The sequence below is a fragment of the Sphingobium limneticum genome (assembly GCF_008710165.1).
GTDB lineage: Bacteria > Pseudomonadota > Alphaproteobacteria > Sphingomonadales > Sphingomonadaceae > Sphingobium > Sphingobium limneticum.
The window spans coordinates 58,821-72,477 of sequence record NZ_VYQA01000008.1; the positions used below are offsets into that span (position 1 = coordinate 58,821).

The window sequence follows — 13,657 nt, forward strand, 5'->3', positions numbered from 1 at the left end:
GCATCAGTCTTTCAATGGGGCAACCGAAGACGTTGGCTTTGCCGTTCTAAGCGCGCATTATTTGCTATCTTCCATGCTCGCTAGGCATGCTGGGCAGTTTCTCGACTGAACCGGACAGCGCCCGAATTGGACGGGTGTTCGACGGGCCGAGAAGCAGCGTAACCTGTGAAGCATGTGCTTTCAGATACCGACAATTGCTCAGCCAACATATGTCGGCGAGCATTAACGCCCCTTCTATATTGGGCAGATCACTTTGGCAGGTGCATGGTTCGTCCAGCGCGGTCCGGCCTTTTCCAGACGATGTGATGGTGCTATTGATGGTTTCGTCGATTTCCCACTGCTAATTTGCAGGATAAATCAGCTGCTTGAGTGCCCGATAAGAGTGTTCTTCTGGCACCATTTTTTCTCAACATGTTGAGAATGCTGGGGGACTGTCGAGAGACGGTCCCCTAACGCGTTTCTGCTATGCTTTGTGCCGATAGACGGCAGCTAAAGTCCCGAAATCTGCGAGAAATGGGCCGCGCGGTTGTTGCGGTTCCAACACCGGTTTGCGACCAAAGGGCATGCGCCTTCGTGCGGGGGTGGTAGTGCGTCCGTCGCCATGTGCCCTACGACCTAAAGCTACGGCGTTCGCTGAAGATCGACATCCTCCCGATACCGCTCGGCAGAATGCCCGCCGTCTTGGCTGGGATTGGGGCCAAGTGTGAATTTACGCGCTTAGATGCAAAGCCGACGCTGAGATCCGGTTATTACCATTCGTTATTCCATTTCCGATTTTCAATCGCGAAATGACATATTTTCAATTGTACACAGTTACCGAGAATAGTCTGTTTGATTTCAAGCAATATTCGAAAGCTGAACATGGTTGGCTTGTGGTCAAAAATGGCGCCTACTTTCTACTAGGTAGATTTTGATAATAAAAAAGACGTAAAAACGAAACAAAAATGCAGCAATAATGTAAATATTAAACATAGTGGAAATTGTAACAATAAAGACATTGATCAGCACCATTGGGCAACCTCGCAAACATCAATCGGGGTCCAATCATGCTTTTCAATCACACGCGCGGCATTCGGCGCATGCCGACCGCTACGGCATTTGCCGCTCTATTTTTGGCGGTTGCTGCTGCCCCCGCATATGCCGCGGAAGGTGACGTTGCCGAAGCCGATGCAAGCGCCGGGCAGCTGGACGAGATCGTCGTTACCGCAGAAAAGCGTCCGCAGAGCTTGCAGACGACGCCGATCTCCATTTCGGTGATGCGCAGCGACGATCTGGTGAACCGTCATGTCCAGTCGCTGACCGATCTGGGCGACGGCGCGATTCCCTCGCTGCGTGTCGCGCCCTTCTTCTCCCGTCCCGGCGCGCTGATCGTCAACGTGCGCGGCGTGGGCGTACTGTCCGACAGCAACCAGCCGGCCCGCGACCAGGGCGTCGGCGTCTATATCGACGGCGTCTATATGGGCCGCCCGCAGGGTCTGGGCGCGGCGCTGTATGACATCGAGAATATCGAAGTATTGAAGGGGCCGCAGGGCACGCTGTTCGGCCGCAATACGGAAGGTGGCGCGGTCAATATCGTAACCAAGCGTCCCAGCGGTCAGTTCAAGATGAACACCATCTTCGGCGCCGGCAATTTCGGCAGCTACAAGGCCGAAACCCATATCGACCTGCCCGAATTCAACAATATCTCCATCAAGCTGGACGGCGTGGTCAGCCACCGCGACGGCACGGTCAAAAATCCGCTCAAGAGCCAGTCGGACTTCAACGGCTACACCAAGCGCGGCGTGCACGGCGAAATCATGTGGAAGCCATCGTCGGACTTCACCGTCGATCTGGCCGCGGACACCTCCTACGACGCATCGACCACCCTGTATCAACAGCAGATATCGGCCGGCACCAACAAGCTGGCCGCCGCCGCCAAGCTCCAGCCGCATCGCGCGAAGGAAGCCGTGGTCGGCACGATCGAGCAGCCCAGCATCGGCAAATCGACCGGCGTTCGGCTGAACCTGGAATGGCAGGCGGCGGACTCGCTGATGCTCAAGTCCATCTCCTCCTATCGCAAGCTGACCCAGAGCCAGTTCGACAACGCCTCTGTCGCCACGTCGATGCAGCAGCCGATCACGGCGGCAAACCCGACCGGCGCGTTCAACCTGCCTTCGACCGTGACGACGGCGGGCACCGGCTTCGTCACCAACTATCCCGGCTTCGCCTTTGGCCGCTACAGCCTCGCTTATTTCAAGCAGAACCAGATCAGCCAGGAACTTCAAGCGATCGGCGATTTCGGCGATCAATTCAAATATGCCGTCGGCGCGCTCTATTATCGCGAAAAGGTGTCGGACAACGCGCAGGCCTATAACACCAACTATTTCCTGAATGCGGCGGGCAGCGCCTATGGCGTGCTGAACATCGATCCGGCCACCCGCAACATCGACCGCGCCAGCCACGTCACCACCACCAGCATCGGTGCCTATGGCCAGGCGACCTATACGCCATCCTTCGCCAATGACATCATGCACCTGACCGGCGGCCTGCGCTGGACCCGCGACAAGAAGGTGGGCGCGCTGACCATCGTCAACAATGTCGCGCCGATCCTGCCGGTCAACGGCGTCAACGTGCAAGGGCCGATCGCTCTGGACGCGCACTGGTCGCGGGTCGATCCGATGGTCAACCTTGCCTTCGACGTGACGGACGACGTCCATGTCTATGGCAAGTGGAGCACCGGCTATAAATCGGGCGGCGCCAATTCGCGCGCGACCAATTACAAGCCCTTCAACCCTGAAACCGTGTCGATGTTCGAAATCGGCGCGAAGACGGAATTCTGGGATCACCGCGCCCGCTTCAACATCGCGGCCTACACCGGCACCTACAAGAATATCCAGCTGGACTTCAGCGGCCTGTACGAAGATGTGGTCAACGGCGTACGCGTCGTCACGACCCGCACCACGACCAATACCGTGAACGACACGGGCAAGGGCAAGCTGAAAGGGGTCGAGGCCGAATTCACCCTCGCGCCCGTCAACGGCCTGACCCTGTCGGCCAGCTACGCCTATAACAGCGTCAAGATACCCGACGCGCTCAACCCCTTCCCGGTTGCGGGCAATAACGGACAGGCCAGCAAATTCCCGGTGCCCATCTATCAGGTCTACACGCCGGAGCATTCGGCCAGCGGCGCGATCGACTATGAAGTGCCGCTCAACGACTATACGTTGCGCTTCCATATCGATGGCAATTATGACAGCGGCTATTATGGCGCCTATACCGATCCTGGCTTCAATGCCTTGACCGGCGTGGTGACGTACAAGCAACCCAAGGGGGAAGCCGGCCTGGTCTTCAACGGTCGCATCGCCCTGGCCGACATCGCACTGGGCAACAGCGGCGCGAAAATGACCGTCTCCGCCTGGGCGCGCAATCTGTTCAACGAAGAACATGTGTTCCTCAAGTCCGCAGCCGCCACCACCGGCGTTGCCGGCTTCTTCAACGAAGCGCGCACCTTCGGCGGCGAACTGAACATGAAGTTCTAACCATCGTGCACGGACTAGCGGGCGCCTTCCAACCGGAACGGCGCCCGTTCTCCGTTACGATGCGTCAAAGGAAGATGATGCCATGATGAAATTATCGACCCTGTTCGTCACCGTGACGACGGTGCTTGCCAGCCCGTCGGCCATGGCCGGCACGATCGCGGCCGCCCATGTGGACCGTCAATCGGCCACTGCCCTGTCGGTCGAATGGACGGACAGCGATCCTGTGGATGTGTTCGTGACGGACAATCCAGCCGCCACCATCGCTCAGGCGAAACTATTGTCCGGCAGCGACAAGAATGGTCACTATGCCCTGACCGCAGCCGGGACGGAGCGCCGCTATTTCCTGCTGCGCGACGTCAAGAGCAAGCAGGTCGTAACGGTGGCCGAACGCTTGCTGCCGCTGGAGCGCGGGTCCAACTTCCGTGACATCGGCGGCTATCCGGCAGCCGGCGGCAAGCATGTGCGTTGGGGCCTCATCTATCGTTCGGGCGCTTCGGCCATGCTGACCGATGCGGATGTGCAGCAGGTACAGGGCCTGAAACTCAGCCAGATGGTCGACCTGCGATCCAGCGAGGAACGGGTTCTGGCCCCAACCCGGATCGATGGCGTCCCCTATATGGCGGTCGGCTATTCCATGGGCGCGATGATGAAGCCCACGGCAGGCAGCACCGAAATCAAGAATGGCGGTACGATCTATCGCAACTTCCCCACATTCCTGGCGCCTCAGTTGCGGATCATCTTCGGCGACCTGCTCGCCAACAAAGGCGCGATCGCCTATAACTGCTCGGCCGGGCAGGATCGCACCGGCTTTGTTACCGCCATGATCCTGAGCGCACTGGGCACGCCGCGCGATATCATCCTTCAGGACTATCATCTGTCGACCCAATATCGGCAGCCTGGCAATGAAATGCCCAAGATCAACCTGGAGGCCCATCCCAACGATCCGGCCGCAGCACTGTTCGCCAAATTTCAGAGCGACCCGCGCGGCAATGTGGCCCAGCCTTTGAAGGAAGCGGATGGAACCCCCTTCCTGGCGTCGGCCTTCGATGAGATCGACAAGCGCTGGGGATCCGTCGATGGCTATCTCGAAAAGGAAATCGGCCTGAACAAAGTCGATATCGCAAATCTGCGTCGGATTTATTCACAGTAAAAGCATGTAGCGGGCCTTGTGCCCGGACGTGCATTGAACGTGCTTTTGACGCGCTAAAGCGGGTGGAGAAAAATGTCCCGATGATGGCCTAAAAACAGACGTGGCATTCCGTCGTCCCTGCTGTCGACGGACGGCGCGATGCCGGATTGGGCGCGGCGCTCTGTGCAGATGATGGATGGAAACTCGATGCCTTCTGGCTATCGACCCCGTGGCGAACGAGCACGCGTCCGCCACGGCAGGCTGAGAGATCAGCCCGTGACCGCCTTGCCCTGCCGTCGCGACGTGGCCCTGCCGACGAGCTGGTCGAGGGCATCCGCATTCTCCCGGCTCCAACCATAGAGCAGTTCGATCGGCTCGATGAAGCGCGTGCCGAGCGGGGTCAGGCGATATTCGACGGCGGGCGGGATCGTCCCTTCGACATGGCGGGTGACGAGGCCGCTCGCCTCCATCTCGCGCAGCGTCTGCGTCAGCATCTTCTTCGACACGCCGGGGAGGCTGCGGTGCAGAACGCCGGTACGCGCGCCGCCGCCATGGCGGGAATGCAGGACGTGCAGGATCATGCTCGTCCATTTCGTATGGAATATCTCCAGGATGCGGCGGGGCGCGCAATCCTCGCGCCACTCATGATCGTCCGAAAGCCGTTCCACTGGTTACCTCATGGTTCCTATGACCCAATATGGTGCCGTCTAGCGCATGTCGGCCCGGAGCCCTAGCTGGAATGCAGGACATTCGACGGAAGGCAGGATCATGACGAAGACGGCACTGGTGGCTGGCGCGAGCGGTATCATCGGCAGCGCCACCGCCGCGCACCTTACGAAACGCGGTTGGACGGTGCATGGGATTGCCCGTCGCCCGGTCGAGCAGGACGGTGTCCTGCCGATCGCAGCGGACCTTCAGCATCTGTCGGCGACGACCGCGGCGCTGGCCGACGTGCGGGCAGACGCGGTGTTCATCACGACTTGGCTGCGCCAGCCGACGGAAGCGGAGAATATCCGCGTCAACTCGGCGCTGGTGCGCAACCTGCTCGATGGCTTGCGCGCGTCGGGCCATCCGCCCAAGCATGTCGCGCTCGTGACGGGCCTCAAACACTATCTCGGGCCGTTCGAGGCCTATGGCAAAGGCGTCCTGCCACAGACGCCCTTCCGTGAAGAGCAAGGCCGGCTCGACGTTCCCAACTTCTATTATGCTCAGGAGGACGAACTGTTCGCCGCAGCCGCGCGCGATGGCTTCACCTGGAGCGTCCACCGGCCGCACACTGTGATCGGCAAGGCGGTGGGCAATGCGATGAACATGGGAACGACCCTTGCCGTCTACGCGACGATCTGCCGCGAGACGGGCCGGCCGTTCCGGTTCCCTGGCTCCTTGGCGCAATGGGATGGGCTTACCGACATGACGGATGCCACGATGCTTGCCCGCCAGATGCTGTGGGCGCTGGAGACCCCAGCGGCGGCGAACCAGGCGTTCAATATCGTCAATGGCGACGTTTTCCGCTGGAAGTGGATGTGGGCGCAGATCGCCCAATGGTTCGGCATCGAGCCGGCCCCGTTCGACGGCTCTGTACAGACGCTGGAGGAGCAGATGGCGGACGATGCCGCGATCTGGCGGACCATCGCCGCGCGCGAAGGTCTTGTGGAGGCGGATCTCGGCCGGCTGGCCTCTCCGTGGCACACCGATGCCGATTTGGGCCGGCCGATCGAATGCCTTACAGACATGGCGAAAAGCCGTCGTCTGGGGTTTGGTGATTTCGAGCCGACCCAGGACGCCTTCTTCCGGCTGTTCGACACGCTAGAGGCGGACCGCATCATCCCCGGAAAAGAGGCGCGATCCGTTCGGCCGAGCTGACTTCCCATGCGCGGGCATCGGAAGCGTCGCTCGCGTCAACATGAGGATAATGGCCTTGGCCGGGTATCGGTTTGAGGGGCGGCCAGCGCGTCGGCGCTGGCACGCCATGCCGCCTCAGGCGAAGATATCCGCCAGATCGCGCGACGCCGGGCCATCCTTCCAGTTGCGCAGCGACGTGTAGAGGCTGGCCTGCGCCACGCTCCAGAAGGCGATGAAGATCGTGTTGGTGACGGCCGACAGCGCCAGATAGGCCGGCGAAAACTGCATCGCGCCATTATTGACGACCGGCATCATCCCGCCGGTGATCATCACGATGCCCAGCAGGCCCGACACCAGCCACAGCAGGATCAGCAGCAGGATCTGAAACCCGAATATCCGCCAGCGCGCGCCCTTGGTCAGGTACCGGCTGCGCCCGAACGCGGCGAAGACGCCGCTATCCTCCGCCACCAGCGCGGGCGCGGCGACCGACCACATGATGAACAGGATGATGCCCGGCACCAGCAGCAGCATGAAGCCGGCCATGAAGCCCAGGACCAGCAACAAAGTCAGCCCGATCAGCGGCACCGCTTTCGACAGGCCGGTGCCGATGCACGCGCCAAGGCTCGCCTTCTCCCCCTTCGCATGGGCCAGCGTCGCGCGGACCAGCGCGCCCTGCACCAGCATCGAGAGCAGCAGGAAGATGATGAAGGACGCGATCGACACGGCGATCACCGCAAGGGTGCTGCCGCGATCGGCCACCGCCAGCGAAGCCCCGATGAAATAGCTGTAGATCGCCTGCGGCACCGCCCCGAACAGAAAGGCGATGCCGAAGGTCGCGACCGGATTGCTGCCCAGCGTGCCGAATGCCCGCCCCAGGACCGTCCCGACCGAAAAGGACCGCCCCTCATCCGCCATCGCCTGTGTCGCCATCCCGATACTCCCCCGTTTATAAACCCGCTGCCATGCTGTCCCATCTGTCGGACTTTGTCATCCTTTGAATGACTTGCGCCGCCGTCATCAGTCGCTAGGGTCGCAGGCCGATGGGGGTGGCAGCAATGGCCGGACCAGATTCGCTATCCGACGACAAACTGGCTGCGGCGCATCGCGCGCTGCGGTCCGGTGGCGATATCCAGTTCGATATGATGCCGGCGCCCGGCCGCCAGCCGCCGCCCGCCTGGCTCAAGGCGCTGGGCGAATGGCTGGAAGAGGTGCTGGCGCCGGTTGGCCGCTTCCTGCGTTGGATCGGCAGCTTCATGCCAGACGCGCCTTATGCCCGCATCTTCCTGTGGACCATCATCGCCGTGCTGGCGTTGCTGATCCTCTGGATCGTGGTGGATCGGGTCCGTCATGGCGAATGGCGCCTGCCGCAATGGCGCCGCCGGCGCACTGCCCGGTCGGTCGATGCCGATGAAGAAGACTGGACGCCCGACGCCGCCCCGGCCCGCGCCTGGCTGGAGGAGGCGGATGCGCTGGCTGGGCAGGGGCGCTATGCCGAAGCGGTGCATCATCTCCTGCTGCGCAGCGTCGAGGATATGGCCCGCCGCCGGCCGCATATCGTCCGCCCCGCGCTCACCAGCCGCGACCTCGCCCGCGCGGACGGCATCCCGTCCGCCCCCCGCCGCCTCTTCACCGAAATCGCGCAGGCGGTCGAGCGCAGCCTGTTCGGCGGCCGCCCGATCGATGCGGCGGAATGGGATCGCTGTCGCCACGCCTATGCCGACTTCGCCCAGACGCGGAGCTGGGCGGCGTGAGCGACATCGCCATCACCCGCCAGACCAGCGACGCCGGCCTGTTCCGGGGGCGCACCGTCGCCCTGATGCTGGCGATCGGCATCGCCGGTTTCGTCGGCATGCTGGTGCTGGGCGCCTATGCACCGGACTTGCGATCGGGCCGCAATGGCGGGGCGCATGCCCTGTCCAACGCCGTCACCGGCTATGCCGCGCTGGTGAAGCTGGCGGAGGCAACCGGCCGCAACCCCCGCATCGTCCGCAACGCCCATGATTTCGAGACGGAGGATCTCCTGATCCTGACGCCCGAAACCGGCGCGACCGACATCAGTCAGGCGTTGATTCAGCGCGCGACCCGGCCGACTTTGTTCGTTCTGCCCAAATGGCGCACCGTGCCCGATGAGGATCATGCCGGCTGGGCGCGCTATCAGGGGCTGCTCCCGCTCGATGAACCGATCGGCGTGCTGGCGCCGGGCATCCGCTTCACCATGCGGCAAGGCAAGAGCGGTGGCGGCCTATTGGAGTCCCATGGCGCCCCCGGCCGCTTCTGGACCCCGCGCCCGGTGCAGGTCATCACCGGCATCGACCCCGATAACGACCAGCGGCAGGACCGGTGGCGCGACCTGCACCCGATGTTGACGGACGGGCGCGGTGGCATCCTGCTGGCGCAGGTGGGGGAAGGGCCGCTCTATGTCCTGGCCGATCCCGATCTGCTCAATAATCGCGGCATGAAGTATCTGGGTCAGGCCCGGTCCGCGCTTGCCCTGCTCGACTGGCTGAACAGCACGGACGCAGACGGCATCGCGTTCGACGTGTCGATGAACGGCCTCGGCCATTCGCGCAGCCCCTTGAAATTGCTGTTCGAACCGCCTTTCCTGGCGATGACGCTGGCGGTTGTCGCGACCCTGCTGCTCGCCGGCTTCCACGCGTTCGGCCGCTTCGGCCCGCCGCGCGCCCGCGCCCGCGCCGTAGCCTTCGGCAAGACGGCGCTGGTCGATAACAGCGCGCTGCTGATCCGCAAGGCCGGCCGCGAATCGCGCCTGGGCGGTCGCTATGCCGCCGTCATCCGCGAGCGCGCCGCTCGTGCCTTCGGTGCACCGGCACGGCTGCGCGATCAGGCGCTCGACCAGTATCTCGACAGTTTGAAAGGGGCGCACCGCTTCACCGATCTCGCGCAGGCGGCGGATGCGGCAAGCGACCGGCACAGCCTGCGCGATGCCGCGCAGGCACTCCATGATTGGCAGAAGGACAAGAGCTGATGAATGTGACCGACGTACAGGCGCTTGGTCAGGCGATCCGGCAGGAGGTGGCCCGCGCGGTCGTGGGGCAGGAGGCAACGGTCGACCTCATGCTCGTCGCGCTCTTTTCGGGCGGCCATATCCTGCTGGAAGGACCGCCGGGCACCGCCAAGACCCTGATCGCGCACAGCTTCGCCCGCGCGCTCGGCCTGGATTTCGGCCGTATCCAGTTCACGCCCGACCTGATGCCCGGCGACATTATCGGCGCCAATCTGTTCAATTTCCAGACCAGCCAGTTCACCCTGACGCGCGGGCCGATCTTCACCGAATTGCTGCTGGCCGACGAAATCAACCGCACCCCGCCCAAGACGCAAGCGGCTTTGCTGGAGGCGATGCAGGAACGCACCGTCACCATCGACGGCGAAAGTCTGGCCTTGAGCGACCGGTTCATGGTCGTCGCGACCCAGAATCCAATCGAGCAGCAGGGCGTCTATCCCTTGCCCGAAGCGCAACTCGACCGCTTTCTCTTCAAGCAGAGCGTCGATTATCCCAGCGCGGCCGAGGAACGGCGGATCGTCGCCACCCATGGCGCGCGCACCCATGCGATGACGCCGGAAACATGGGGCGTCATGTCGGTCGCCGACGCCGCCCGCATCGCGGAGGCGATCGCTGTCGTGAACGAAGTGCGTCTGGTCGATGAAGTGATCGACTATATCCTCGCCCTCATTCGCGGCACCCGCGACGTCGCCGATCTGGAAAGCGGCGCATCCCCCCGCGCCGGCGCGATGCTGGCCGGTGCCGCCCGCGCCCGCGCCGCGCTCGATGGTCGCGACTTCGTCATCCCCGACGACGTCAAGGCGCTTGCACCTGCTCTGCTGCGCCATCGCCTGATCCTCTCGCCCGCCGCCGAAATCGACGGCCGCCGGATCGAGGATGTCGTGACCGGCATCATCGACACGATCGAGGCGCCGCGCTGAGCGCGCTGCGATGATCTACCCCACCCGCACCGCGATCTTCTGCGCGGCGGCCGGCGTGCCCGCGACCTTGCTCGTCGCGCTGATGCTGCCGGGCCGCTGGTATGCCGCGCTCGCCTGGCCGGTCGCGGTGCTGCTGGCCTGTCTGGGCGATGCGCTGGGCGGGGCAGGGCCGGGGCAGGCGCGATTGCACCTCACCCTTCCCAAAACCGCCAGCGTCGGCGCCAGCGTGGAGGGCAAAGCGACGGTCGCCATCCCCGGCACGCCGCGCGCGCAACTGCTGCTCGATATCGGCCCGTTGCTGGCACAGGATGAAGATGGCCTGTGGATCGATCTGACGGACGGGAAGGGCGCCGCCGCCATCCCCCTGCAAACCACCCGGCGCGGCACCGCGCGGGTGGCCCGTGGCTGGCTCCGCTGGAAGGGGGCGCTCGGCCTCGTCTGGAAACAGCGCATCCTGCCGCTCGACGCGACCATGGCGATCCTGCCCGACATCCGCCCGGTGCATGATCGCGGCGCGCAGATTTTCCAGCGGCACGCCCTTGCCGGCCTGATGGCGCAGGTCGATCGCGGCGACGGCGCCGATTTCGACGCACTGGTCGAATTCCGCTCCGGCATGGACCGGCGCGCGATCGACTGGAAGCAATCCGCCCGTCATGCCAAGCTGCACGCCAAGGAGTTTCGCTCCGAACGCAACAACCAGATCGTCTTCGCGATCGACGCCGGCCGCCAGATGAGCGAGCCGGTCGCGGGCCTTCCTCGGCTCGATCGGGTCGTCTCCGCCATGCTGCTGACCGCCTGGGTCGCCCTGAAACTGGGCGATCGGGTCGCGCTCCACGCCTTCGATTCGCGCCCGCGCATCGCCAGCGGCCTCGTGTCCGGCGCGGCCGCCTTCGGCGATCTTCAGCGGCTCGCCGCACAGATCGATTATAGTGGCGATGAAAGCAATTACACTTACGCCCTCACCACGCTCGCGACCCGGCTGACCCGCCGCTCGATGATCGTGCTGTTCACCGAGTTCACCGACCTCACCTCGGCCGAATTTCTGGTCCGCGCCGCCAGCCGGCTGGTGGAAACGCATCTGCTGCTGGTCGTGGTGCTGCGCGACGAGGAACTGGAATCCATTCTCGACCGCCGCCCCGCCAGCGCCGACGACGTCACCCGCGCCGTCACCGCCGCCGCGCTGCTGCGCGACCGGCTGACCGTGCTGACCCGTCTGCGCCACCTGGGCGCCCATGTGATAGAGGCCGAGCATGATCGCGTCGCCGACCGGCTGGTCCAGGGCTATGTCGATCTCAAGCGGAGGAACCTGCTGTGAGCGCTCTTGTTCAAGGCTCTGCCGCCTCGCCACTGGTGAACGCCAGCCGCTTCCGCGCCGCTCATGAAGCGGAATGGGACCGGCTCGACCAGCTTGTCACCCGCATGGAAAAACGCTCGGTCCGCGTGCTGTCGGAGGACGAGATTCTCGCGCTGCCCCTGCTTTATCGCTCGGCGCTCTCCTCTTTGTCGGTCGCGCGGGAAACCTCGCTCGACCGGGCGCTCATCACCTATCTGGAGCAGCTCTGCACCCGCGCCTATTTCCAGCTTTACGGTGTGCCCGACACGGCTTTGCGCCAGCTTGGCCGCTTCTTTGCGCGGGACTGGCCGCTCGCGGTACAGGGGCTATGGCGCGAAACATTGGCCTGCCTCGTCCTGACGTTGGTGGGCGTCATCGCCGGCTGGTGGCTCGTGGCGGCCGACGCCAGCTGGTATTACAGCATCATCCCCGACGCGATGGCCAGCGGACGCGATCCCGCCGCCAGCGCGGATACGCTGCGCGCCACCATCTACGGCCCGCAGGAGGGCGGGGGCCTCGCCACCTTCGCCGCCTATCTCTTCACCCATAATAGCCAGGTCGCGATCTTCGCTTTCGCGCTCGGCTTCGCCTTCACCGTGCCGACCGTGCTCCTCCTCCTCTATAACGGCCTGACGCTGGGCGCGATGCTGTGTCTTTTCGCCAGCAAGGGGCTGGGCCTCAATTTCCTCGGCTGGCTCACCATCCATGGTTCGACCGAAATGTTCGCCATCATCCTGGCTGGGGCTGCGGGCATGAAGATCGGCACCGCCGTCGCCTTCCCCGGCCGCTACGAACGCACCGAGGCCGCCGTCATCGCCGGGCGCAGCGCCGCCATCGCCATGGCCGGCGTCGTGCTGATGCTGCTGGTCGCCGGCCTGCTCGAAGGGATCGGGCGCCAGACGATCCAGCAGGATGCGATGCGCTACGGCATCGGCCTTGCCGCGCTCGCCGGCTGGCTCACTTATTATTATCTACCCCGCCGGCAGGAGGATCGCGATGCCTTGGCGGCGTAAGCGGGAGCGCAAAGCGCCCGCCTCGCTGCGGCGCAGCTTCGTCACGCCCGAAGGGGTCGACCTGCGCCTCGAACTGGCGAGCGCGGGGACGCGGGCGTCGGCCTTCATTCTCGATATCCTCATCCTGTTCATCAGCCTCATCCTCACCACCGTCGCGATCGGCCTGCTCGGCATTGCCAAGGCGCAGGCCGAAATCTTCATGATCCTCTGGCTGATCGGCGCCTTCATGCTGCGCAACGGCTGGTTCATCCTGTTCGAAATGGGCGGGCGCGGCGCCACGCCGGGCAAGCGACTGCTGGGCCTGCGCGTCGTCGCGCGCGATGGCGGACGGCTGACGGGAGGCGCGGTGATCGCCCGCAACGCGCTGCGCGAGATCGAGATTTTCCTGCCGCTCTCCTTCCTTGGCATGCAGGCGGCGGATGGCGCGGCGGACGGCTTCCTCACCCTCTTCGCGCTGTGCTGGACCGGCATCTTCCTCTTCTTCCCGCTCTTCAACCGCGACCGGCTGCGGGTGGGGGATCTGCTGGCGGGCACCTGGGTCGTGAACACCGTCCGCGCCAAGCTGGGCGAGGATCTGGTCGCCACCCGCGCCCAGCGGCCGCACCGCGTCTTCACCGATGCCGCGCTCGATCTGTACGGCATCTACGAACTGCAAACGCTGGAAAATGTCCTGCGCAATGGACAGGATGATGCGATCGTCACCGTCGCCGCGACCATCCGGCGCAAGGCGGGCCTGCCCGACGATGGCGACGATTACGCCTTCCTCTCGGACTATTATGCCGCCCTGTGCGCCCGGCTGGAGCGCGGCATGCTGGTCGGCCGTCGCCGCGAGGACAAGCATGCGAGCGCGGGGCGGCGCTAACCCCACGTCCGTTCGGTT

Annotated in this window: 11 protein-coding genes; 9 read left to right on the forward strand and 2 right to left on the reverse strand. The window is 64.1% G+C overall.

The features are described 5' to 3' along the window. Nucleotides 1-1,046 precede the first annotated feature (1,046 nt). The gene (locus tag F4U95_RS12075) at nt 1,047-3,518 is read left to right on the forward strand and encodes a TonB-dependent receptor (protein ID WP_150425842.1); all 2,472 of its coding nucleotides are present in this window, start codon (nt 1,047-1,049) and stop codon (nt 3,516-3,518) included. Nucleotides 3,519-3,600: 82 nt separating this feature from the next. Continuing rightward, nucleotides 3,601-4,668: a tyrosine-protein phosphatase gene (locus tag F4U95_RS12080; protein WP_150425843.1), complete on the forward strand. Its 1,068-nt coding sequence runs from the start codon at nt 3,601-3,603 to the stop codon at nt 4,666-4,668. 248 nt (nt 4,669-4,916) lie between these two features. On the opposite strand, the gene F4U95_RS12085 is transcribed toward F4U95_RS12080, so the two are convergent. Beyond that, the gene (locus tag F4U95_RS12085; RefSeq protein ID WP_150425844.1) at nt 4,917-5,315 is read right to left on the reverse strand and encodes a winged helix-turn-helix transcriptional regulator; all 399 of its coding nucleotides are present in this window, start codon (nt 5,313-5,315) and stop codon (nt 4,917-4,919) included. Nucleotides 5,316-5,415: 100 nt separating this feature from the next. Here F4U95_RS12085 and F4U95_RS12090 point away from each other — a divergent pair, with 100 nt between their 5' ends. After that, on the forward strand, nt 5,416-6,510 hold the full coding sequence (locus F4U95_RS12090) for an SDR family oxidoreductase (RefSeq protein WP_150425845.1): 1,095 nt from the start codon (nt 5,416-5,418) through the stop codon (nt 6,508-6,510). Nucleotides 6,511-6,624: 114 nt separating this feature from the next. On the opposite strand, the gene F4U95_RS12095 is transcribed toward F4U95_RS12090, so the two are convergent. Further along, entirely contained in the window at nt 6,625-7,419 is a 795-nt protein-coding gene (locus F4U95_RS12095; RefSeq protein WP_150425846.1) for a hypothetical protein, read from the reverse strand. A gap of 125 nt (nt 7,420-7,544) precedes the next feature. On the opposite strand from F4U95_RS12095, the gene F4U95_RS12100 reads away from it, so the two are divergent. The 6 genes from F4U95_RS12100 to F4U95_RS12125 are packed head-to-tail and all read left to right on the forward strand — an operon-like array spanning nt 7,545 to nt 13,639. Continuing rightward, a complete protein-coding gene (locus F4U95_RS12100) occupies nt 7,545-8,240 on the forward strand; it encodes a DUF4129 domain-containing protein (protein WP_150425847.1) in 696 nt (231 codons plus the stop codon). Next, entirely contained in the window at nt 8,237-9,475 is a 1,239-nt protein-coding gene (locus F4U95_RS12105; protein WP_150425848.1) for a DUF4350 domain-containing protein, read from the forward strand. Before F4U95_RS12100 ends, F4U95_RS12105 begins: the two co-directional genes overlap by 4 nt. Further along, nucleotides 9,475-10,431 carry an AAA family ATPase gene (locus tag F4U95_RS12110; protein WP_150425849.1) on the forward strand — a complete coding sequence of 319 codons (957 nt, stop codon included), beginning with the start codon at nt 9,475-9,477 and terminating at the stop codon, nt 10,429-10,431. Before F4U95_RS12105 ends, F4U95_RS12110 begins: the two co-directional genes overlap by 1 nt. 10 nt (nt 10,432-10,441) lie before the next feature. Next, entirely contained in the window at nt 10,442-11,746 is a 1,305-nt protein-coding gene (locus F4U95_RS12115) for a DUF58 domain-containing protein (RefSeq protein ID WP_150425850.1), read from the forward strand. Continuing rightward, the gene (locus F4U95_RS12120) at nt 11,743-12,777 is read left to right on the forward strand and encodes a stage II sporulation protein M (protein WP_150425851.1); all 1,035 of its coding nucleotides are present in this window, start codon (nt 11,743-11,745) and stop codon (nt 12,775-12,777) included. The genes F4U95_RS12115 and F4U95_RS12120 overlap by 4 nt, the downstream gene beginning before the upstream one ends. Next, complete coding sequence (locus F4U95_RS12125) at nt 12,761-13,639, forward strand: RDD family protein (RefSeq protein WP_120251105.1); 879 nt, start codon at nt 12,761-12,763, stop codon at nt 13,637-13,639. The genes F4U95_RS12120 and F4U95_RS12125 overlap by 17 nt, the downstream gene beginning before the upstream one ends. The last annotated feature ends 18 nt before the right edge of the window (nt 13,640-13,657 follow it).